General features: G+C 69.9%; 23 protein-coding genes. 8 read left to right on the top strand and 15 right to left on the bottom strand.

Annotated elements, in window-relative coordinates:
* Nucleotides 1-10 precede the first annotated feature (10 nt).
* The 10 genes from J4573_RS24750 to J4573_RS24705 form a co-directional block, all read right to left on the bottom strand.
* Nucleotides 11-835 carry a carbohydrate ABC transporter permease gene (locus J4573_RS24750; RefSeq protein ID WP_208258218.1) on the bottom strand — a complete coding sequence of 275 codons (825 nt, stop codon included), beginning with the start codon at nt 833-835 and terminating at the stop codon, nt 11-13.
* Nucleotides 835-1830, bottom strand: coding sequence for a carbohydrate ABC transporter permease (locus J4573_RS24745; RefSeq protein ID WP_243773522.1), 996 nt, complete (start codon nt 1828-1830; stop codon nt 835-837). Before J4573_RS24745 ends, J4573_RS24750 begins: the two co-directional genes overlap by 1 nt.
* Nucleotides 1831-1838: 8 nt before the next feature.
* Entirely contained in the window at nt 1839-3116 is a 1278-nt protein-coding gene (locus tag J4573_RS24740; RefSeq protein ID WP_208258217.1) for an ABC transporter substrate-binding protein, read from the bottom strand.
* Between the two features lie 269 nt (nt 3117-3385).
* Nucleotides 3386-4078 carry a FadR/GntR family transcriptional regulator gene (locus J4573_RS24735; protein WP_208258216.1) on the bottom strand — a complete coding sequence of 231 codons (693 nt, stop codon included), beginning with the start codon at nt 4076-4078 and terminating at the stop codon, nt 3386-3388.
* 36 nt (nt 4079-4114) lie between these two features.
* Entirely contained in the window at nt 4115-5110 is a 996-nt protein-coding gene (locus J4573_RS24730) for an alpha/beta hydrolase (protein ID WP_208258215.1), read from the bottom strand.
* A 4-nt stretch (nt 5111-5114) separates the two neighbouring features.
* The gene (locus J4573_RS24725; protein WP_208258214.1) at nt 5115-6347 is read right to left on the bottom strand and encodes a DUF5005 domain-containing protein; all 1233 of its coding nucleotides are present in this window, start codon (nt 6345-6347) and stop codon (nt 5115-5117) included.
* 17 nt (nt 6348-6364) lie between these two features.
* Nucleotides 6365-7186, bottom strand: a complete 822-nt coding sequence (locus J4573_RS24720) for an SMP-30/gluconolactonase/LRE family protein (RefSeq protein WP_208258213.1) — start codon at nt 7184-7186, stop codon at nt 6365-6367.
* Between the two features lie 4 nt (nt 7187-7190).
* Entirely contained in the window at nt 7191-8030 is an 840-nt protein-coding gene (locus tag J4573_RS24715; protein WP_243773521.1) for an SDR family NAD(P)-dependent oxidoreductase, read from the bottom strand.
* Nucleotides 8027-9010, bottom strand: coding sequence for a DUF4432 family protein (locus tag J4573_RS24710; RefSeq protein WP_208258212.1), 984 nt, complete (start codon nt 9008-9010; stop codon nt 8027-8029). Before J4573_RS24710 ends, J4573_RS24715 begins: the two co-directional genes overlap by 4 nt.
* Before the next feature lie 3 nt (nt 9011-9013).
* The gene (locus J4573_RS24705) at nt 9014-10213 is read right to left on the bottom strand and encodes a DUF5005 domain-containing protein (RefSeq protein WP_307796851.1); all 1200 of its coding nucleotides are present in this window, start codon (nt 10211-10213) and stop codon (nt 9014-9016) included.
* On the opposite strand from J4573_RS24705, the gene J4573_RS24700 reads away from it, so the two are divergent.
* On the top strand, nt 10185-11204 hold the full coding sequence (locus tag J4573_RS24700) for a sugar kinase (protein ID WP_279575572.1): 1020 nt from the start codon (nt 10185-10187) through the stop codon (nt 11202-11204). The two genes, J4573_RS24705 and J4573_RS24700, sit on opposite strands and share 29 nt — an antisense overlap.
* Nucleotides 11205-11274: 70 nt before the next feature.
* On the opposite strand, the gene J4573_RS24695 is transcribed toward J4573_RS24700, so the two are convergent.
* Entirely contained in the window at nt 11275-12036 is a 762-nt protein-coding gene (locus tag J4573_RS24695; RefSeq protein ID WP_208258209.1) for a phytanoyl-CoA dioxygenase family protein, read from the bottom strand.
* Between the two features lie 132 nt (nt 12037-12168).
* Here J4573_RS24695 and J4573_RS24690 point away from each other — a divergent pair, with 132 nt between their 5' ends.
* Both J4573_RS24690 and J4573_RS24685 read left to right on the top strand, forming a co-directional pair.
* Complete coding sequence (locus tag J4573_RS24690) at nt 12169-12600, top strand: ATP-binding protein (protein WP_208258208.1); 432 nt, start codon at nt 12169-12171, stop codon at nt 12598-12600.
* Nucleotides 12597-13415, top strand: coding sequence for an RNA polymerase sigma factor SigF (locus J4573_RS24685; protein ID WP_208258207.1), 819 nt, complete (start codon nt 12597-12599; stop codon nt 13413-13415). Before J4573_RS24690 ends, J4573_RS24685 begins: the two co-directional genes overlap by 4 nt.
* A gap of 12 nt (nt 13416-13427) precedes the next feature.
* Here J4573_RS24685 and J4573_RS24680 read toward each other — a convergent pair whose 3' ends face one another.
* Nucleotides 13428-13883, bottom strand: a complete 456-nt coding sequence (locus tag J4573_RS24680; RefSeq protein WP_208258206.1) for a hypothetical protein — start codon at nt 13881-13883, stop codon at nt 13428-13430.
* A gap of 94 nt (nt 13884-13977) precedes the next feature.
* Here J4573_RS24680 and J4573_RS24675 point away from each other — a divergent pair, with 94 nt between their 5' ends.
* Together J4573_RS24675 and J4573_RS24670 are read left to right on the top strand one after the other, a co-directional pair.
* Nucleotides 13978-14919, top strand: a complete 942-nt coding sequence (locus J4573_RS24675; protein WP_208258205.1) for a diacylglycerol/lipid kinase family protein — start codon at nt 13978-13980, stop codon at nt 14917-14919.
* Nucleotides 14920-15211: 292 nt separating this feature from the next.
* The gene (locus tag J4573_RS24670; RefSeq protein WP_208258204.1) at nt 15212-15484 is read left to right on the top strand and encodes a WhiB family transcriptional regulator; all 273 of its coding nucleotides are present in this window, start codon (nt 15212-15214) and stop codon (nt 15482-15484) included.
* Nucleotides 15485-15739: 255 nt separating this feature from the next.
* Here the strand turns inward: J4573_RS24670 and J4573_RS24665 are convergent, their stop codons facing one another.
* Nucleotides 15740-17320, bottom strand: a complete 1581-nt coding sequence (locus J4573_RS24665; protein WP_208258203.1) for a GAF domain-containing sensor histidine kinase — start codon at nt 17318-17320, stop codon at nt 15740-15742.
* 61 nt (nt 17321-17381) lie between these two features.
* On the opposite strand from J4573_RS24665, the gene J4573_RS24660 reads away from it, so the two are divergent.
* The 3 genes from J4573_RS24660 (at nt 17382) to J4573_RS24650 (ending at nt 20144) form a co-directional block, all read left to right on the top strand.
* Nucleotides 17382-18560 (top strand): 8-amino-7-oxononanoate synthase, encoded by a 1179-nt coding sequence (locus J4573_RS24660; protein WP_208258202.1) that lies wholly within the window; start codon nt 17382-17384, stop codon nt 18558-18560.
* A 37-nt stretch (nt 18561-18597) separates the two neighbouring features.
* A complete protein-coding gene (locus tag J4573_RS24655) occupies nt 18598-19386 on the top strand; it encodes a GntR family transcriptional regulator (protein WP_372442883.1) in 789 nt (262 codons plus the stop codon).
* A 77-nt stretch (nt 19387-19463) separates the two neighbouring features.
* Nucleotides 19464-20144, top strand: coding sequence for a Uma2 family endonuclease (locus tag J4573_RS24650; RefSeq protein ID WP_208258201.1), 681 nt, complete (start codon nt 19464-19466; stop codon nt 20142-20144).
* A 22-nt stretch (nt 20145-20166) separates the two neighbouring features.
* Here the strand turns inward: J4573_RS24650 and bioB are convergent, their stop codons facing one another.
* Nucleotides 20167-21162, bottom strand: coding sequence for a biotin synthase BioB (gene bioB, locus J4573_RS24645; protein ID WP_208258200.1), 996 nt, complete (start codon nt 21160-21162; stop codon nt 20167-20169).
* The gene (gene bioD / locus J4573_RS24640; RefSeq protein WP_208258199.1) at nt 21159-21881 is read right to left on the bottom strand and encodes a dethiobiotin synthase; all 723 of its coding nucleotides are present in this window, start codon (nt 21879-21881) and stop codon (nt 21159-21161) included. The genes bioB and bioD overlap by 4 nt, the downstream gene beginning before the upstream one ends.
* Nucleotides 21882-21987: the final 106 nt, after the last annotated feature.

Raw genomic sequence — 21987 nt, 5'->3', positions numbered from 1 at the left:
CAAGCGAACGTCAGAACTGCGCGAGCGTCAGCCCGCGGGTGAACAGCCGCTGGGTCGCCAGGAAGAGCACGACCGTCGGCAGCGAGACCACCAGGCCCGCGGCCAGCGCGATCGGCACCGGCGTGCCCGCGTAGACGTCGGTGGTGAGGGCCGACAGCTCCGCCCACACCGGCCGCACGTTCTCCGACTGCGCGAGCGTGAGCCCGAACAGCAGGTCGTTCCACACGTAGGTGAACTCCAGGATGAACACGGCGGCGAGCGCGGCCGACGACAGCGGCAGGTAGATGCGGAAGAAGATCCGCAGCGTGGACGCGCCGTCCAGCCGGGCCGCCTCGAAGATCGAGACCGCCACCGAGCCGAAGAAGTTGCGCATCACCAGCGCCGCCAGCGGCGTCATGATCGCCGTGTGCACCAGCACCAGGCCGAGTTGGTTGTCGTAGAGCGACACCTTGCTGTAGCCGACGAACAGCGGCACCAGCAGCATCTGGAACGGCACCACCGTGCCCGCGAAGATCACGATGAACCAGGCGAACCCGAACCGGACCTTCAGCACGACGATCGCGTAGCCCGCGAGCGCGCCGAACAGCACGGCGAGGCCGGGCGCGACGATGCTGTAGAGGGCGGTGCTGTAGAGCGTGCTCCCCACGTTGGTGCGGCTCCACGCCTGGCTGATGTTGTCGAACAGCCCCATCGAGGACGGCGGTTTGACCGCGTCCGTGGGGTTGTACTCGGTCGCCGGGCGCACCGCGTTCGCCACGATCAGGTACGTCGGGAAGAGCCACACCAGCCCGAGCACGACGAGCACGATCTTGCGGATCAGCTGTCCTCCCTGCATCAGCGGTCCTCCTTGCCGATCTGGTGGCGGAGATAGAGGTAGGAGGCGAGCCCGGTGACCGTGGTGAGCGCCACCGCGATCGCCGATCCGTAGCCGTACTCGTCGGCCACGAAGACCTGCCGGTACATGGTCACCGCGAGCGTCTCGGAGGACCGGCCGGGGCCGCCCTGGGTCATCACCCAGACGATGTCGAACGTCTTCAGGCTCGCCACCAGCGCCAGCCCGAACACCACGGTGGTGAGCGGGCGCATCAGCGGCCAGATGATGTGCCGGAACAGCTGCCAGCCCGAGGCGCCGTCGATCCGTGCCGCCTCGATCGGCTGTCTGGGGATCGACTGCAGGCCGACGACGAACAGCAGCATGTTGACGCCGAGCTGCTGCCACGCCCAGACCACGATCATCGCGAACGTGTTGCGCGGCCCGTCCTGGAGGAACTCGGTGTTGCCGCCCGGCATGCCGAGGAACGTCAGCACCTGGTTGGCCATGCCGTCGGGCTGCAGGATGAAGCCCCAGATGAGGCCGAGGCCCGCGCCCGACATCGCGTACGGGATGAGGAACGGCAGCCGGAACCAGGCGCCGCCCTTGATGTTGTACGACAGCACCGCGACCAGCAGCCCGAGCCCGACCGGCAGGATCGTCGTCCCGACGACCCAGATCAGGGTGTTGCGGACCGAGGTGAGCAGCGCCTCGTCGTGGAAGAGCCGCCGATAGTTGTCGAGCCCGGTGAACTTGGGCGACCCGAGCCCGTCATAGGAGGTGAAGCTCAGGTAGGCCGTCCACAGGAACGGCAGGTAGATCAGCACCGCGACGAACAGGACCGCGGGGGTGACGTAGATCTGCCGGAACCTGCCGTACATCGCGAACCCGCCGCGGGCGGGCAGCCCTCCCCCGGCGCCGCCGTGCTTGGCGCGGCCCTTGCCGCCCCGGCCGGCCTTCCCGCCGCGCGCGCGTCCGGCCGAGGCCTTCGCGCGCACGGCGGTCGTCTGCTCACTCATCTCCAGGCTCAACTTCCGGCCTTGTGCGTCTTCCAGTACTCATCGGCGACCTTCTGGATGTCCTCCAGCACCTTCTTGTAGGTCCCGGGCTTGTTCAGGAAGCCGTCGAAGCCGCTCAGCGCGGCGGTGAGCACCGGCGCGGGCGCGGCCTCGAAGTAGCGCAGCACCAGCCGGTTCTGATCGGACGCGGCCTCCTTGGTGGTCGCGTCCAGCGCCGGGTCGGCGACCTTCACCTTCGGGTTGCCGGACACGTCACCGCGCGCGTTGGCCCACTTCTCCTGGGCCGCCGGGGTGATCCACCACTTCAGGTACTTGGTGCTGGCCTCCTTGTCGGGGGCCTTGTTGAGCGAGCAGAGCGGCCCGCTCTCGAAGACCAGCGAGGTCTTCGGCAGCGAGGACACCACGTTCGGGATGATGAAGAACCCGTAGTCGGTGCCCTGCTTCAGCCCGCGCTGGGTCATGCTGGTGTTGAACCAGGTGCCGTTGATCACCATCGCGGCCTTGCCCGCCTTGAAGCTGTCGGCGGGGTCGGCCTTGTCGCCGGGGTTGCTGAAGTAGCCGGAGTCGATCATCGACTTCCACTGCTCCATCACCTTGACCACGCCCGGGTCGGTGTAGGAGGCCTGGCCGATCGACAGCTTCTCGTACAGGTCCGGGTCGGTGCCCGCGAGCAGCTGCTCGAACCAGGCGAACGAGAACAGCGAGGTCGGCGTGGTCTGGTTGAACGGGACCTGGCCGTGGCTCTTCAGCGTCTGCGCGGCCTTCATCAGGTCGGCCCACGTCTTCGGCGGCTGCAGGTTGTACTTGGCGAAGATCTTCTTGTCGTAGAACATGCCCCAGTAGCCGGTGTTCAGCGGCACGCAGTACTGCTTGCCGTTCACCGTGTAGTACTTGGCCAGGTCCTGCGTGAGGTCGCCGTTCTTGATCCCCTCCTGCCAGATGGCGGAGGTGTCGGCGACCTGGTTCTGCGCGACGATCTCCTGGAGGCGGCCGCCGGTGGACCAGGTGAACAGGTCCGGCTTCACCTTGGTGCGGAACGAGGACTTGATGAACGCGGTGTAGGTCGGCTCGTCGGTGTAGCCGACCGGCTTCATGTCCAGCCCGGTCTGCTGCTTGCCGAGCGTGCCCATCTGCTCGAAGAAGGGCTTCCAGGCGCCCTTGTCGTTGTAGAGCTTGAGCCCGGACTTCGACCCGCTGGAGTCGCTGCCGGACGCGCAGCCCGCGACCGCGAGCAGCGCCGTGCCCGCGGCGAGAACGGCGGTCGCCCGCATACGCATCGACGGCATAGGGGGCCTCCCTGGTTCTTGGGGTGGATGGAGGTCGTACGGAGGAATGGAGGTACTGAGGAACGGCTGTACTGAACGGCTGTGTTGAAGAACGGCGGTGCTGAGGAACGGCGGTGCTGAAGAACGGCGATGCTGAGGAACGGCTGTGCTGAGGAACGGCGGTGCTGAGGGTTGGCTGAAGCGGCCGTCAGCGAGGTGCGGTGCGGACGGCCTGTTGAGATGGAGTGGATCGGGGTGGGCGGGGTGGATCGAGCGGGATCGGGGGTCGGTCAGGTGAGCCGGGACTCGATGACGCTCTTCACGTCGAGGAGATGCGCGCGCATCAGCTCCTCGGCGCGTTCGGCGTCGCCGGCCTTCATGGCGGCCAGGATGGCCCGGTGTTCGTCGTGGTCGCGGGCCCGGTCATCGAAGATCCGCAGTATTTCGCGCTGCTCGCTGGCGTGGACCGACAGCAGCGAGTCGATGACCTCGCCGAGCACGGCGTTGCCCGAGGCTCGGGCGGCCGCGCGGTGGAAGGTCCGGTTGGCGGTGTCCAGCTCGGCGTCCTCGCCCTCCAGGTGGCGTCCCGCCTGGTCGAGAGCGGTGCCGAGCCGGTCCAGGTCGGCCGGGTCGGCGCGCCGCGCGGTCATCGCGGCGAGCGGCGGCTCGATCAGGAGCCTGGCGTCCAGCAGCTGCAGCATCTGGTCGGCCTGGAGGCGCCGGAAGTTCGGGTTCGGGATGACGACCCGTTCGAGGTCGGCGCCGACGTAGATGCCCGATCCGTGCCGCATCTGCACCGCGCCGGTGGCCTCCAGCCTGCGGAGCGCCTCGCGGAGAGTGGGTGTGGTCACCGCGAAGCGCTCCGACAGTTCCCTGGCCGAGGGAAGCCGGTCGCCGGGACGCAGCCCGCCCGCGCGGATCAGCTCCAGCACGCGCTCGGTCAGCGCGTCGGAGAGACTGGGGCGGGTCACGTCCTGGGCCATCGACTACCTCGTTCAACCTGGAAGAAGTTAAGTCATCTAATCACTTGATGTGCTGTGATGTCCAGCACTGAGATGAAACACATCGCGCAACGCCGCACGTTGTTCCGCGTGCGCGCGCCGGGCCACCGCGGCCGACTGCACGCCGTCGAAGCCGTGGTACGCGCCGGGCACGTGACGCAGCTCGGTCGGCACGCCCGCCGCGATGAGCCGGCACGCGTACGCCAGGTCCTCGTCCCGCAGCGGATCGGCCTCGGCGACCAGCATGTACGCGGGCGGCAGCCCGGACAGGTCGGCCGCCCGCGCCGGCGCCGCGTACACCGGAGCCTCGGGCTCTCCCCCGAGATAGTGGTGCCACATGTGCTCCACCTCGCCCCGGTTGAACAGCGGCGGCTCGGTGTAGGTGCGCATCGACGGCGTCTCCATCCGGTCGTCCAGCACCGGGTAGAGCAGCAGCTGGAACGCCAGCGGCGGCCCGCCCTCGTCCCGCGCGCGCAGCGCCACCGCGGCGGCCAGCCCGCCGCCCGCGCTGCCGCCCCCGACCGCGATGCGGCTGGGCGCGGCGCCGAGCTCACCCGCGTTCGCGTGGGTCCAGACGGTCGCCGCGTACGCGTCGTCGAAACCCGCGGGGAACGGGTGCTCGGGCGCGAGCCGGTAGTCCACGGACACGACCACGATGCCGAGCTCGCCCGCGAAGTCCAGGCAGCGCACGTGCTCGTTGTCCAGGTCCCCGGTGACGAAGCCGCCGCCGTGGAAGTAGACGAGCGCCGGCCCCTGCGGCCGCGCCGGACGGTAGATCCGCACGGGAACGCCGTCCGGAATGATCCGGTCGGTCACCTCGACGCGTTCACGAGATGCCGGCGGAGTCGGCCCGGGGGGTGTGGGGGGTCGTCCCCCCTCGAGAGGTTCGGACGCCGGAGGGCCCGACAGGGTGGCGGCGAGGTCGCGCATGGCGGCCCTCGCCTTCACCGGGTCGGCCAGGCTCACGTACGGCATCCCCGCGAGCGCCTCGGTCAGCTCTGGATCGATCGCCATCGCGTCAGCCCGTCACCGGAACGTTGACGAACCGCGGCCGGTAGATGCTGACGTCGCGGTAGACGTCCTTCTGCGCGGCCGGGGTGGTGAAGTCCAGGCTGTTCATGTTGTACGAGAACACCAGGTTGTTCGCCGAGCTCAGCGACGCGTGCGCGTGGGCGTTGTAGGTGTAGAGGTCCGCGTCGTTGTACGGGGTGCCGTCGGGCTTGGCGATCGGGGTGTTGTAGACGGTCTTCTCGTCGCCGAACGGCCCGGCCGGCGAGCAGCTCAGGTAGGTGTCGATCTCCATGCTGAACGCCAGCTTGGTGTCCTGGGTGAGCAGGATGTTGAAGTTGCCGCGCCTGCTGACGCTGAACTCGTTCGACACCCCGCTCAGCACCCGCAGCGCCGCCGACTCCGACGTCGACCAGGTGTCGTCGGCGGGATCGGTGGGGTTGCTGCCGTACGAGGCCAGGTAGCTCCACTGCCCGCGCAGGTCGGTGCCCGAGACGCGGGCGACGTACATGTGCTTGCCGTCGGTGCCGAGGTCCTCGGTCCCGTAGATGTAGGTGTAGCCGTCGGCCTTCATCAGCCCCGAGCCCCACATGATCTTCCGGCTGGACGGCAGCGGCGTGATCGAGATCGGCTGCTTGAGGTTGCTCGTCGAGAAGCGCGCGAGGACGTTGTCCTCCCAGGCCACGTTCAGGTCGCCCGACCCGACCTTGTACTCGCGGTAGGGCTGCTGGATCTCGGTGCTGCCGTTGGTCGTCAGGTCGCCCGCCCAGTACAGGTGCGAGTCGTCGCGCGGCGGCAGCAGCGCGGTCGGGCTGGAGGCGGTGCCGCCGTGCGCCGTGCTCGACAGCGTCCCCCCGGACGACTGCACGACGAAGGTGTTGTTGATGAACGGCGTCGTTCCGCCGTCCTGGATCGCCAGCGGCCTGGACCCGTTGGCGTTGACCGTGCCGAGGAAGGTGTCGGAGAAGCCGAAGACCGTGCGGCCGTCGGCCAGCTTCACCGAGTAGGTGCTGTCGGCGCCCGTCCAGTCGTCGGTGAGCGCGTTGCTGTTGCCGTACGAGGTGAACTTGTTGTTCATCGAGGTGTTCGGCGTGCCCGTGCCGATCGTCGGGGCGGCGCTGCCGTTGCAGGTCAGGGCGGCGGCAGCGGCGGCTGCATGGGCGGCGTTGGCGCTGGTGGCCGGGACGAGCAGGGCGGCCGCGAGCAGGGTCGAGGCGGCGGTCACTGAGGGGACGAAACGCATGACGGTCCTCCGTGGGGCTAAAGATCGAATGCGCTGATGTGCCAGCGGCCCAGGTTCGCCACGTACGCCGTGGTGCCCCGGAACGCCAGGTTGGTCGGGTGGCAGAGGGTGTGGGCGGTGAGGTCGTGGGCGACGGTCTCGGGCCGCCCCTCGGGGGTGAGCCGCAGCACGGTGCTGGGCTCGTAGCAGCCGACGTACAGCAGTCCGTCGGGGCCGAACGCGATCCCGTCGGGGACCGTGCCGGGAAGCTCGGCGACCGTGGCGCGGTCGCCCGCGCTGCCGTCCGCGCGGATCTCGACCCTGGTGATCCCGGGCAGGAACGACTCGACGACGTACAGGCTCGCCTCGTCGGGAGCGAGCGCGAGGCCGTTGGCGAACGCCATCGGCCGCTCGTCCCAGACCTCGCCCTTGCCGTCGGGCTCGTACCGGAAGACGGCGGGGCCCGGCTCGTCGAGCTGACGGCTGTCGGAGACGTAGATCCGGCCCTGCGCGTCGATCACCGGGTAGTTGGGGTTGACGAAGCGGTGGCCGCCCGCGCCGTCGGCGAACAGCGACACCTCGCCGCTCGCCAGGTCGAGGCGGAAGACGCCCGGGTGGCCGATGTCGCAGATGTAGAGGTGCTCGGCGGCGTGGTCGAACGCGATGCCCAGCACGAAGCCGTTGGTGGTGGCGACCTGCTCGACGTTCTTGCCGTCGGGGTCGATGCGGAAGATCTGGCCCGCCTCGCCGCCGCACCACACGCTGCCGTCCGGGTGGACCGCCACGCCCTCGGGGTGGTCCAGGCGCGGGCTGGTGAACAGGCCGTCGAAGAAGACGCGGGCCTCGGTCAGGGGTGCCATCGGTTCACGCCTCCGGGAGTGCTGCGGGGTTGCGGGCGAGCAGGCCGCCGTCGACGCGGTGCTCGGCTCCGGTGATGAACGAGGAACGCGGACCGGCGAGGAAGGCCACCACCTCGGCGACCTCCTCGGCCCGCGCGACGCGGCCGAGCGGGTGGGCCCGGCCCCATTCGGCGACCTGGTCCTCCTGGCTGGTGTCGCCGCGGAAGAGGTCGGCCGCCCAGCGCAGCATCGGGGTGTCGACCGAGCCGGGGCAGACGACGTTCGCGCGGATCCCGTCGGCGGCGTGGTCGAGCGCCATCGCCCGGGTCAGCCCGTTGATCGCCGACTTGCTGGCGGTGTAGGCGGCGACGCGGTCCTGGGAGGCGAACGCCTGGACCGACGACATCGTGACGATCGTTCCTCCGCCGCGCCGCCTGAGCTCGGGAACGGCGGCCTTGCAGGTCAGGAAGACGCCCTTGAGGTTGACGTCCAGGACCTCGTCCCAGAGCTCCTCGGTGGTGTCCTCGACCGTTCCGTACCGCTGGATCCCGGCGCAGGTGGCGAGGACGTCGAGCCCGCCGTGCATCTCCACGGCCAGCCGGATCAGCCCGCGCATCTCGCCCGCGTCGGTGACGTCGGCGGCGACGCCGGTCACGTCGAGCTCCTTGGCGCGCAGCTCGGTCTCGGTGGCGGCGACGCTCTCCTCGTCGAGCCCGCAGTAGACGACCGCGGCGCCGCCGGAGGCGAGGCGTTCCACCACCGCCCGGCCGATGCCGAGCGAGCCGCCGGTGACCACCGCCACCTTGCCGCCGAACTCGTTCGTCACCTCGTTCATCGGGCCTTGGCTCATCGGGCCTTGGCTCATCGGGTCGCGCCTCCTTCGATCACGTTCGCGGTCAGCCACAGGGAGCGGGTGGCGCGCGGTTCCAAGGGCATCGCCGAGCCGTTGCGGACCGCCTCGGCGAGGCCCTCGGTCGGGTGGCCGGCGAACGGCTCCAGGCCGACCACGTACGCCCGTCCCCACCAGGGCGCCTCGCGGGTGGCGCCCAGCTCGCGCCACACCCACAGGTGCGGCAGGACGGACGCGTCCCAGGAGACGCGGAGCCCGAGGGCGGTCTCCGGATCGGAGATCTCGTACCAGCCGTCACCGTCGGGGAACCCGGTGAGGTAGTGGATGTCGCTGGGCGCGCCGCGTTCTGGAACCACGGTCAGCCCGGCCTCCGCGACCACCGGATCGGCCGCCACTTCGTCGGGGAGGTCGATCCGGTGGCCGGGACGCAGGAACGGGGCGCCGAAGACGATGTGGTGCCCCCACATCACCTCCAGCGGCACGTCCGACTCGTTCGTCAGTTCCTCCTCGATGCGCAGCCGCGGCTCGCCGCCGGTCAGCCGGAACGTCTTGGCGACGTACAACGGCGTGCGGCGGGCCCGCACGGTGAGGCGGACGGCCACCTCCCCCGGCTCGTCGGCCACGATGTCGGCGTCCCAGGGCAGCCCGGCCACCTCGCCGTGCTGCGCCAGCGCGACCCCGCGATGCGTGCTCGGCTCGCCGCCGTTCGGCAGCACCTCCTGCCAGCCGCCCTCGTAGTGGTCGAGGAACGCGGCGACATCGTCGGAGGCGCCGCCCGCGACGTCACGCGGGTTGCGGATCCCGTCGGGCGCCAGCCAGACGAAGTCGGTGTCGCGCCGCTTGTAGAGGAACTCGGCGACGTCACCGCCCTTGTCCACCAGCACGGTCACCCGGAGCAGCTCGTTCTCCAGCACTATCGCGCGCAGCCCGAACCAGGTGATCTCGTGCAGGCGGCATCCCCAGTTGCGGGCCGAGCGGTGTCGTCGGTAACTCATGTGTCAGCGGAACCTCAGGTCGATGAAGCGGGGCCGGTAGATGCTGGTGTCCTTGTAGTGGTCGGTGTTGACGAAGCTGTTGACGTTGTAGGAGACCACTATGCGGTTCCGGCTGCTCATCTCCGGGTGGGCGTGCGCGTTGTAGGTGAAGATGTTGGGGTTGCCGTAACTACCGGCGGCACCGGTCTCGGGCGTGGAGTAGACGGTCGTCTTGCCGGTGAACGGTCCCTGCGGTGAGCAGGAGAAGTAGGCCACGATGGCGGTGTTGAACTTCACCGTCGTGTCCTGCGTGATCAACATGTAGGCGCGGCCCATGCGGCTGACGCTGTACTCGTTCGCGACGCCGGGCATGATGCGGGCCGAGTCGGCCTCGGTCTTGGACCAGGTGCCGTCGCCCTTGTAGAACTCCCACGGCTTGGCGAGGTCGCCCCCGCGCACGCGCGCCAGGTGCATGTACTTGGTGTCGCCGAGGTCCTCGACGCCGTAGACGTAGATCGTGCCGCCCGACCGCTCCAGCCAGGACGCCCAGGCGATCTTCGTGGAGGACGGGATCGCGGTCACGCTCTCGGGCTTGGACAGGTTGTTCGGCTTGAACTTGGCGACCACGTTGCGCAGCCAGCGCCAGTCCCAGATGCCGTCGCCGAAGCGCTCGTACTCCTGGTAGGTGACCTGCACCTTGCCGCCCGCCGTGATGGCGTCGCCGGCCCAGTACCAGTGCTTGGAGTCGCGCGGCGGCATGACCGCCTTGGGGTCCTTCTTCGTACCGCCGTGGACGGTGGTGAAGCGCTTGCCGTCCTTGATGACGAACGAGTTGTTGAGGAACGGGGTCGTCCCGCCCTCCTCGATGACCGGCGAGCGGCCGCCGTCGGGGTTCACCTTGCCGAGGAAGGTGTCGGAGAAGACGAAGGCCACCCGGCCGTCGGGCAGCTTCGTCGAGTAGGTGCCGTCGGCACCGGTCCAGTCGTCGGTGCGGCCGTTGTCGTTGCCGTAGCGGGTGAACTGGCCGTTCAGCCCGGCGTCGGGGGCCGAGCTCTGGAAGGTCGGGGTCCGTACGCCGTCGCAGACCAGCCCGGTCCCGGGCTGGCCCGGCTTGGGCGGTGCGGTGGCCGTACGGGCCTGCGCGGGGGTGGTGAAGGTCGTCGTGGACAGGGCGAGCGTGAGTACGCCGGCGGCGATGCCGCTCCAGGGGGATCTTCTTCGCACGGCAGAAGTCTGGTCATTAGATGACTTGTTGTCTAGATGTATCGTGCTGCGCGTGGATGTTTCGCGCAGTGTCACCTCTCGCACGGCCCTCATCGGCGAATGCATGATCGAACTGCGTCACCTGTCGGCGGACCGGCTCGCGCTGGGATACGCCGGGGACGCCTTCAACACCGCGGCCTACCTGGCCCGAAGCGCCCCGACCATGGACGTGCAGTTCGTGTCGGTCACCGGCGACGACCCGTACAGCGGCATGATGCGCACCCACTGGGCCGCCTACGGCGTCGGCGACACCTATTCCCGCGTCCAGCCCGGCGGGCACGCCGGGCTCTACATGATCCGCACCGACGACAACGGCGAGCGCACGTTCCAGCACTACCGGAGCGACTCGGCGGCGCGCACGCTCTTCGGCCCCGGCCAGCCGGGCTCGATCGACGACGCGATCGCCGGCCACGACCTGGTCTACCTGTCCGGCATCACGCTCTCGATCCTGACCGAGGCCGCGCGCGAACGCCTGGTCGCCGTGCTGGCCGAGACGCGGCGGCGCGGCGGCCTGGTCGCCTACGACGGCAACTACCGCCCCAGCGGCTGGCCTTCTCCTTCCTCGATGGCAGAGGCAGCCGCCCGGGTCCTGCCCCACACCGACATCGCACTGCCCTCACTAGAGGACGACCGGCTCGTCCACGGCGACCGTTCCGCCCGCGACTGCGTGGAGCGGCTGCGCGCCGCGGGCGTCGGCGAGATCGTCGTCAAGCTGGGCCCCGAGGGCTGCGTCATAGCCGACCAGACGTCCTCCGAGCCCGTCCCCGCCGTACCGAACGCCCGTGTGGTCGACACGACCTCCGCCGGCGACGCCTTCAACGGCGCCTACCTGGCCGCCCGCCTGACCGGCGCGGCCCCACGCTCCGCCGCCGAGGCCGGCACCCGCCTGGCCGCCGAGGTCATCGGCCACCCCGGCGCCCTCCTCCCGCCCCTCAACCGCGCCCTTCTCTAAATACGCCGATCTTGCTCTCAGCGCCCTCCGAAGCCCGTTTCAGGGGCGCTGAGAGCAAGATCGGCGTTGTTCAGGACCAGGCGGCGGAGTCGCTGAAGGGGTAGTGCTCGCCCTCGAGGTAGCGGGGCTTGGACTGGTAGGTGTTCACGCCGGGCTCGCCGCGCAGCAGCAGGGCGCTGGGGAACGGCTGGGGCTCGGCGGTGATGCGCGTCGAGGTCGGGATGTAGCGGATGGTGAGGCCGCAGCGCCGGTTGGGCGAGGCGTTGGCGTTGCTGCCGTGCATGATCCCGGGGTGGTGCACCTCGACGTCGCCGGGGCGCAGCACCATGTCGACGGCCCGCGACTCGTCCACGGTCACGTCGCTCTCCACGTTGAAGACCGCGTCCTCGCCCTCGTGCTCCCGTACGGCGTGCAGTTCCTCGCGGTGGGTGCCGGGGATGACGCGCAGGCAGCCGTTCTCCGGCGTGGAGTGGTCGACCGAGACCCAGAGGGTGACCACCTGCATCGGGTCCAGGGGCCAGAACGCGCCGTCCTGGTGCCACAGCACGGCCTTGCCGGTGTACGGCGGCTTGGCGATGTAGTGCGAGGCGAACAGTGCGATGTCCGGGCCGATGAAGCGTTCGGCGATGTCCAGCAGCCGGTCGTCGGAGACCAGGCGTACCCAGAACGGGTCCTTGGCGACCAGCTCGGTCGACAGGTCCTCGCCGCTACGTCCCGGATAGCGCTCCTGCAACCAGCGGACATGCCCGTCCGCCTCGGCGACGAGGGCGGGGTCGAGCACGTCTCGGAAGATCGCATAGCCGTCGGTCTCGTACTTCTCCATGAGGTCCATGCGCGCAAGATATCTAGAGACCAAGTCATCTAGTCAATAGTTCGCAGAAACCCGTGCGCGGCGGAGTCTCGCAGCGGGCCTCCCACGCGGTAGTTTCGAAAGCAGCGGGACGATCCCCGATTAGGGAGTGTTGTGACCGAGGAAACCGCTGCGATGCCGGCGAGTACGAAGTTGTCCCTGCGCGACGTGGTGACCGTGAAGTTGCCCGCCGCCAGCGCCTACCTGTCCGTGTTGCGGACGGCGACGGCGGGCCTGGCCGCCAGGCTGGACTTCACGCTGGACGAGATCGAGGATTTGCGCATCGCGATCGACGAGGCGTGCGCCATGCTGCTCGCCCAGGCGGTCCCCGGGACCGACCTGACCTGCGAGTTCGAGCTCACCGGTGATGCCATGCGCATCTCGGTGTCGGTGCTCACCGTCGACGGCGCGCTGCCGAGCCGCGACACCTTCGCCTGGACCGTCCTGTCGTCGCTCGCCGGCGAGGTGGACTCCCAGGTCGGTGCCGACGACCGGGTGACCGTGACCTTGCAGAAGCGCCGCGGCGCTGCGGCGGGGGCCCCGTGACGGAGAAGACCACACTCGCAGGCGGGAACGCCGGGAACGAGCGCTCCGACAGCGCGGTTCCCGACCGGGCCCGCGCGCGTGCGCTGTTCGAGCGCCTCGCCGAGCTGCCCGAGGGCGACCCGGAGCGCCAGCGGATCCGCGACCAGCTGGTCGAGCTGCACCTGCCGCTGGTGGAGTACCTGGCCCGCCGGTTCCGCAACCGCGGCGAATGGCTGGACGACCTGATCCAGGTCGCCACGATCGGTCTGATCAAGTCGATCGACCGCTTCGACCTCGGCCGCGGCGTGGAGTTCTCCACCTACGCCACGCCCACCATCGTCGGTGAGATCAAGCGCCACTTCCGCGACAAGGGCTGGGCGGTCCGCGTACCGCGCCGGCTCCAGGAGCTGAAGCTGTCGCTGACCAAGGCGATCAGCGACCTCGCCCAGCGCGAGGGCCGCGCGCCCACCGTCAGCGAGCTCGCCGCGCACCTGCAGATGAGCGAGGAGGAGGTGCTCGAGGGCCTGGAGTCGGCGAACGCCTACTCCACCGTGTCGCTCGACGCCCCCGACTCCGGCGACGAGGACGCCCCCGCGGTGGCCGACTCGCTCGGCATGATCGACGAGTCGCTCGAGGGCGTGGAGTACCGCGAGTCCCTGAAGCCCCTCCTGGAGAAGCTTCCGGCGCGCGAGAAGAAGATCCTGCTGCTGCGCTTCTTCGGCAACATGACGCAGTCGCAGATCGCCGCCGAGCTCGGCATCTCGCAGATGCACGTGTCCCGGCTGCTGGCCCGCACGCTCGCCCAGCTCCGCGAGGGCCTCACCGCCGACGAATAGCCGGCGGGAGGGTCAGGCGTCCGACCGGGGCTTCGCATCCCCGGTCACTTCGTCGTTCTCGCCTGCGCCCTCGACCTCTTCTTCGTCGCCGTCATCGTCATCCTCGTCGTCGGCGACGAGCCAGGCCGTGCTGGGCGGGCTGACCACCGCCACGAGCGCGATGACCGCGGCCACGCCGAGCGGCAGACCGATCAGGTGCTGGTCGCTCTGCCAGAGCGACCACGCCACCGGGAGCGAGAACAACTGGGTCAGCGCCGTCGGCGCGCGGCTCCACGACTCGGCCCGCACCAGGCCCCAGGCGCAGCCCAGCATCCCGGCGCCGCCGAGCAGGGCGATCACCGTCAGCCCGATCGCGCTGGCGGCGTCCACCGCCTCCCCCGCGATGGTCTCGTACGCGGTGAACAGCCCGAATCCGACCGCGGCCAAGCCCTGCGCGGCCTCGACGGCGGCGGCGACGGTCACGGTCATGGGAGGACGCTTCGACACGGTCCAAACCCTACCCGGCGGGGCTCCTTCACCCGCGCCACCTACGAGGTCACTCTCGGCCTATACCCTGAACGCCGTGCGCGCCCTGCTGATCGCCAACCCGAAGGCGACCTCCACCTCCCGCCGCGCCCGCGACATCCTGGTCCGGGCGCTGACGGGCGACCTCGACGTTCAGACCGCCGAGACGCAGCGGCGCGGCCACGCGACCGAGCTCGCCTGGCAGGCGGCCGAGGAGGGCTATGACGTCGTCATCGCCCTCGGCGGCGACGGCACGGTCAACGAGGTGATCAACGGGCTGCTCACCAACGGCCCCTCCCCCGACCTGCCGGCCCTGGTCGTCCTGCCGTCCGGCAGCGCCAACGTCTTCGCGCGGGCGCTCGGCCTGCCGAACGACCCGGTCGCCGCGGCCCGCGCGGTCCTGGAGGCGATCCGCGCCGGGCGATACCGCAGCGTCGGGCTCGCCGCGGCCTCCCTGCCCGAGGGCGCCCAGCGCTACTTCACCTTCAACGCCGGCGTCGGGTTCGACGCCGAGGTGGTCCGCGAGGTGGAAAGGCGGCGGGTGAACGGCGCCAAGGCCGACCCGTCACTCTATGTACGGACCGCCCTGCGTCATTTCTTCTCCAGCGCCGACCGCAAACACCCGGCCATCACCATGGAGCTTCCCGGCCGGCCCGCGAAATCGGGACTGTTTCTCGCGTTCGTTTCCAATACGGCGCCGTGGACTTATATGGGCCGCGTTCCGGTGAATCCGAGTCCCCGCGCCAACTTCTCGCGCGGCCTGGACGTGTTCGGGATGCAGTCGATGGACGTGCTGCCGATGCTGGGTGGCCTGAGCCAGATGATGCTGGCGCGCTCCAGGCCCGTACAGGGCAGGCATGTGCTCAACGTGCACGATGCGGCGGAAGTCACCCTCCGCGCGGAGCGTCCCGTCGCCTTTCAACTGGACGGCGACTACCTTGGGGAACAGGAGAGCATCACCTTCCGATCGGTGCCCAAGGCGATACGCATTGTCATATGACGCTGATCACAGGCACTGTTAACAACCAAGCAACAGCGCCGACTCACTGATGTGACACATACGACACCCATACTTTGAGAAACGTTTCTCAAAGGTCTTGCGCCTGGCTGCGCCGCTTTGACACGCTCAAAGTGCGCCGGACGACAGGTGGCCCAATGCCGTCAGCCTCCTGATCGCAGCGCCGCAGAACAATCACCCCTGGACACAAGCCCTCGCGGCTCCGGGTGTTCGCGACATGTGAAACCGTTCACAAGTGGAGCCGCATCTCCACGCTGACGAAGGAGTGGACCGCATGGACTGGCGCCACCGCGCAGCCTGCCGTGACGTGGACCCCGAGCTGTTCTTCCCGATCGGCAACACCGGGCCCGCGATCCTGCAGATCGAAGAGGCCAAGCAGGTATGCCGCAAGTGCGACGTCACCGACGCCTGCCTCCGCTGGGCCATCGAGTCCGGCCAGGACTCGGGCGTATGGGGCGGCATGGGCGAGGACGAGCGCCGAGCCCTGAAGCGCCGCAACGCCCGCGCCCGCGCACGCGCCGCGGCCGCCGCGAACGCCAACATCTAGAACCTCTCACCGCGACACCCGTAAGCGGCGCCGCCTCCGAACCTCCCAAGCCGGAGAGCACCCGCGCCGTACAGCGACACCCGAGCGCCCCTGGCATGCCCATTGCCAAGGGGCGCTCGCGCGTTCCCACAGCTCTACACGCCCGGCCGTACGCGAGCGCGCTACCTGAGCGGGCGGCGAGCCGAAGGCGAAGTCGCCCGCTCAGATCGCGAAGCGATGTCGCGCTCGCCGCCTTTGTGGTTCAGCCCCGAGCCGCTAGGCGAGGGGCTGAGGCCGCGAAGGCCTTGTAGACACAGCGCCTCGGTGGCTCTGGTCCAGTGGGACGTCCACGACTACTTCGGTGCCGCCGCCTTCTCGGGGGCGGAAGTCGAGGCGGCCGCCCAGTTCGCCGACGATGAGGGTGCGGACGATCTGGAGGCCGAGGCTGTTGCTGCTCTCCACGTCGAAGTCGGCGGGCAGGCCCACGCCGTCGTCGGCGACGACGGTGACCAGGCGGGCCTCCTTGTCCTCGTCGTAGCGGCGGGCGCGGACCTCCAGGGTGCCGTCGCGGTGGGCGGGCAGGCCGTGTTCCAGGGCGTTCTGCAGCAGCTCGGTGATCACCATGGCGAGCGGCGTGGCGACCTCGGCGGGCAGGACGCCGAAGTTGCCGGTGCGCTTAGGAGTGACGCGGGTCTCGGGGGTGGAGACCTCGCCGGCCATCATGATCACCCGGTCCGCGATGTCGTCGAAGTCGATCAGCTCGTCGGGGGTGAGCGAGAGGGTCTCGTGCACGATGGCGATCGAGCCGACACGGCGGACGGCCTCGTCCAGCGCGGCGCGGCCCTCGGGGATCCGCAGGCGGCGGGCCTGCAGGCGCAGCAGCGCGGCGACCGTCTGCAGGTTGTTCTTCACCCGGTGGTGGATCTCCCGGATGGTCGCGTCCTTGGTCATCAGCTCGCGGTCACGCCAGCGCAGCTCGGTGACGTCGCGGATCAGCACGATGGCCCCGATCCGGGTGCCGCCGACGACCAGCGGGATCGTACGGAGCTGCATGATCGAGCCGTTCGACTCGACCTCGACCTCGCGGGGCGCGCGGCCGCTCAGCACGGCGGTCAGCGCCTCTTCGAGGGGCTCGCCGGTGTCGCAGAGGGTGGCGGTGACCTCGCCGAGCGACTCCCCCACCAGGTCGGTGGCCAGGCCGAGGCGCCGGTACGCCGACTGGGCGTTCGGGCTGGCGTAGGTGGCCCGGCCCGTACGGTCCAGGCGGATCAGGCCGTCGCCGACGCGCGGCGAACGGACCAGGTTGGGCTCCTCGCCCGGGACCGGGAAGCGACCCTCGGAGATCATCTGGGCCAGGTCGCTGGCGCTCTGCAGGTAGGTGAGCTCCAGCCGGCTGGGCGTACGCGCCGAACTGAGGTTGGTGCTGCGCTGGATCACGCCGAGCAGCTTGGCGCCGCGCCGCACCGGGATGGACTCCTCGCGGACCGGGATGCCGCTGCCCCACTCGGGGTCGCCCTCGCGCACTATCCGCCGTTCGCGCCAGGCGACGTCGATCAGCCCGCGCCGCCCGGTCCGTACGATCTTGCCGACCAGGTCCTCGGGGTAGGCGGTCGGGCCCGTCGTCGGCCGCATCTGGGCGACCGCGACCCAGCCGGGCACCGGGGAGGCGGCCGGGTTCTTCGGGCGGCGGGCCTCGGCGGGCAGCTCGGCCTCCGCGTGCAGCGGCACCCAGAGCAGCAGGTCGGCGAACGACAGGTCGGCCAGCAGCTGCCAGTCCGACACCAGGGCGTGCAGCCACTCCAGGTCGGTCTCGGTGAGGTCGGTGTGGTCGCGCACCAGATCGGTCAACGTAGGCACGCCCCTATCATCGCCCATCCCCACCACCGTCCCACCAGCAGGACCTGGCAGGATGCAGCCCATGACCGACGCCCCAGGACGCGATCCGCTGCTCCGTCTCCGGGCCGCGGCGCGGGTGCGCGAGGACGCCGGGCTGCGCCGCCGGCTGCGTCCCCGTACCGGCGATCACGACGGCCTGATCGACCTGGCCTCCAACGACTACCTGGGCCTGGCCCGCGACCCGCGCCTCGCCGAGGCCGCCGCCGCTGCCGCCCGCGACTACGGAACGGGCTCCACCGGGTCCCGCCTGGTCACCGGCACGACGCACCTGCACGCCGAGCTGGACGAACGCCTGGCCGCCTTCGCCGGGTCGCCCGCCGGCCTGGTCTTCTCCTCCGGCTTCCTGGCCAACCTCGGCGCCGTCACGGCCCTGGCGGGCAAGAACAGCCTCGTGGTGTCCGACCAGGTCAACCACGCCTCGATCGTGGACGCCTGCCGCCTCTCCCGCGCCCGCGTGGTGATCACCCCGCACCACGACGTCGCCGCGGTCGCCCAGGCGCTGGCCGAACGCGACGAGGAGCACGCCGTGGTCGTCACCGACGCGGTCTTCTCCGTGGACGGCGACCTGGCGCCCCTCGCCGAGCTCCACCGGACGGCCCGCGCCCACGGCGCCCTCCTGGTGATCGACGAGGCCCACTCGTTCGGCGTCGTCGGCGAACGGGGCCAGGGCGCCGCGCACGCAGCCGGGATCTCCGGCGAACCCGACGTCGTCCTCACCCTGACCCTGTCCAAGTCCCTGGCCTCCCAGGGCGGTGCGGTCCTGGGTCACCCCGAGGTGATCGACGCCCTGATCGACACGGGCCGGGCGTTCATCTTCGACACCGGCCTGAACCCGCCCGCCGCCGGCGCCGCCCTCGCCGCCCTGAACGTGATCGAGGCCGATCCCGGCCTACCGGCCCAGGCCCGCGACCGTGCCGGCCGAATTTCGGCCATTGCGGCCGATCTCGGCCTTGAGACCACAAAACCCGCCGCGGCCGTGGTACCGGTGTTCTTGGGAGAACCGCGCGCAGCTCTCGCGGCGGCGGAGATCTGTGCAGCTCACGGGGCCAGAGTGGGCTGTTTCCGCCCGCCCTCGGTGCCCAAGGGCCGCGCCTGCCTGCGTCTGACCGCCCGTGCGTCACTCAGCGAGGCCGAACTCACAACGCTCCGGGAGGCCCTGACGGCGGTCGCGCACTCTACCGCCCGTAGTCTTCACAGTTAACATCGGGGACAACCGACGGTGAACGTAAGGAGAGACCGTGACGGAGGTCAGGGGCGGGCCCCGTCAGGGGTACGAGACCGATCGCGTCGACCTTGGACGCCACCACTCGGCCCAGGCGCCGCGGATCCCCAAGTATTACAAGCTCAAAGAGCTCCTGGTAGAGCTGATCCAGTCCCTGCCCCCAGGCAGTCCCCTGCCCCCTGAACGCACCCTCGCCGAGAAGTACGAGACCTCCCGTACAACGGTCCGCCAGGCCCTGGCCGAGCTGGTAGTGGAGGGCCGTCTCCAGCGCATCCAGGGCAAGGGCACCTTCGTCGCCAAGCCCAAGGTCTCCCAGGAACTGCAGCTGGTCTCCTACACCGAGGACATGCGCCACAAGGGCCTCCACCCCGAGACCCGCATCCTGGAGATCGGCTACATCAGCGCCGACGAACGCATGGCCGCCCTCCTGGGCATCCGCCCCGGCGGCCGCGTCCTGCGCATCCACCGCCTCCGCCTGGCCGACGGCGAGGCCATGTCGATCGACACCTCGCACCTCCCGGCCCGCCGCTTCCCCGGCCTGCGCCGCGAGCTGCCCCGCCACCACTCCCTGTACGAGACCCTGGCGACCGCCTACGACGTCCACCTGGCCGAGGCCGAAGAGACCATCGAGACCGTCCTCGCCACCCCCCACGACGCCCAGCTCCTGGGCGTCGACGTAGGCCTCCCCCTCCTCCTGCTCTCCCGCCACGCCTTCGACTCCACCGGCCAGCCGGTCGAATGGGCCGAGTCCCTCTACCGCGGCGACCGCTACAAATTCATCACCCGCCTCCGCCGCGACAGCTGACCTCGCCGCTGATCAGCGATTCAGCTCGTTCGGCTACGCTCTGCGAACAACGACCTCTACGATTCCGGGAGCAGATCGTGAGGGAGGAGTCGCCGAACGTGAGTACGGCAACCGAGATAACCGGCGTAGTGCAACTGCCGGACACCGCCTACAACATGTGGGTCCGCGGTGAGCTCGACGACTTCGTCCACGCACCTCAAGATCACCGGGTCGAGGTCATCAGAGGCAAGGTCGTCGTGTCACCGCCCCCCTTGTTCGAGCACGACGCCATCACTGACGACATCGTCGAAGCCATGGTCATGGCGCGTGCAGCTCAACCCGACTTCCCCTGGAAGACCAGCAATGGAGCGGGGCTGTCGCTGGTGGGCATCGGGGACGGCTACATCCCTGACCTGATGGTCCTTGACCGAGAGATATATGAAGCCGCGCGGTCGGCGCGTGTGAAGACTCTCGTTCCGGATCAAGTCGAACTCGTCGTAGAGGCCACTTCTCCCGGGAACGCCCGAAACGATCGGCGGCCGGATCGAGAGTCACAGGGGCACAGCAAGTGGAACGGCTACGCGGTCGCCGAGATCCCCTACTACCTGCTGATCGACCGCTCCCCCAAGTTCGCTCGCAGCACGCTGTACTCCATCCCGGAGCAAGGCTCAGCGGCCTACCTGCACGAGGAGTCGTGGGCGTTCGGCGAGACCGTGTGCCTGCCCGATCCGTTCGGCATCGAGATCGATACGAGCAAGTGGCGGCCCTGGGACGGCTGAGCGCCCAAGGCCGCACCGGGCTTCAGAGGGTCTGCGAGAGGGCCTTGATGGGCATCTGGAGTTCGGTGAGGAGCTCCAGGTCCTTTTCGGCGGGGCGGCCCAGAGTGGTGAGGTAGTTGCCGACGATCATGGCGTTGATGCCGCCGAGCATGCCGTTGCGGGTGCCGAGGTCGCCGAGGGTGAGCTCGCGGCCGCCGGCGTAGCGCAGGATGGTGCGCGGGAGTGCCAGGCGGAACGTGCCGATGGTCTTGAGTGCCTCGGGGCCTTCGACGAGGGGGAGGTCGGCGAACGGGGTGCCGGGGCGGGGGCTCAGGAAGTTGAGGGGGACCTCGTCGGGCTCGAGCTCGGCCAGCTGGCCGGCGAACTCGGCGCGCTGCTCGACGGTCTCGCCCATGCCGATGATGCCGCCGCAGCAGACCTCCATGCCGGCCTCCTTGACCATGCGGAGGGTGTCCCAGCGCTCCTCCCAGCTGTGGGTCGTGACCACGTTGGTGAAGTGGGAACGGGCGGTCTCGAGGTTGTGGTTGTAGCGGTGCACGCCCATCGCGGTGAGCTCGTCGACCTGGGCCTGCGTGAGCATGCCGAGGGAGCAGGCGATGTTGATCTCGACGGCCTCGTTGATGGCCTTGATGCCGTCGCGGACCTGGCTCATCAGGCGCTCGTCGGGGCCGCGGACGGCGGCGACGATGCAGAACTCGGTCGCGCCGGTCTTGGCGGTCTCCTTGGCGGCCTCGACCAGCTCGGGGATGTTCAGCCAGACGGAACGGACCGGGGACATGAACTGGCCGGACTGGGAGCAGAAGTGGCAGTCCTCGGGGCAGCCGCCGGTCTTGAGGGAGATGATCCCCTCGACCTCCACCTCGGGGCCGCAGTGGCGCATGCGGACCTCGTGGGCCAGGGCGAGCAGCTCTTCGAGGCGGTCGTCAGGGAGGGTGAGGCATTCCAGTGCCTGCTCGGCGGTCAGTCCCTTGCCCTCTTCGAGCACCTGCCGCCGGGCCACCTCGAGGATGTCGGTCACGGAATCTCCTTAGCGTAGGTATCGCGGAAGGTAGCAGCGTTGAAGACGCCGCCGAACGCCGGGGCCAGCGCATCATGCGCGGTGAGGAGGAACTCGGGGGCGTCCAGGGACCCGGAGCCGGCGGGCATCGCCCCGGCGAGGGGGCGGGCCGCGACGGTCTCCAGGTCCTCGATGTTGCTCCGCATGGCGAGGTCCGGTTCGGCCGGCCATTCGCCGAGGACGACGCCGGCGAGCTGGACGCCGCGGTGCGCCATCGCCTCCAGGGTGAGGGCGGTGTGGTTGAGCGTGCCGAGGTCGGGGCGTGCGACGAGGACGACGGCCGCGCCCAGCCAGCGGGCCAGGTCGGCGATCGTGGCGCCGTCGTCGTACCGAACGAGGAGGCCGCCCGCGCCCTCGACCAGCACGAGGCGGCGGGTCTCGGAGAGGCTGCGGATGCGTTCGGCGGCCGCGGGCAGGTCGACCGGGTCCATGCCCGCCTGCCGGGCCGCGGCGGCGGGCGAGAGCGGATCGGGGAAGCGGGCGTATTCGTGCAGGTCGGTGACCCCGGCGAGGCGGCGGACGTCGTCCAGGTCGCCGGGCTCGCCGGGCTGGACGCCGGTCTGCCCCGGTTTGACGACGGCCACCGACGCGCCGCGCGCCGCCGCCAGCGCCGCCAGCGCAGCGGTGACGACGGTCTTTCCGACGCCGGTACAGGTTCCGGTCACGACGAGCACACTCACGGCCGCAGATTAGCGTGATGGTCCTCGAGGATCGCTCGTGTACCCCACAGGTTTGGCGGGTGGAATCTTGTACAAGGCCGGAACTCGCCCGGGAGAACGCGCGTCT

The sequence above is a fragment of the Actinomadura barringtoniae genome (assembly GCF_017573505.1).
Lineage (GTDB): Bacteria > Actinomycetota > Actinomycetes > Streptosporangiales > Streptosporangiaceae > Spirillospora > Spirillospora barringtoniae.
The sequence above is the reverse complement of the archived record's forward strand: the minus strand, read 5'-3'. Positions and strand labels throughout refer to the sequence as shown.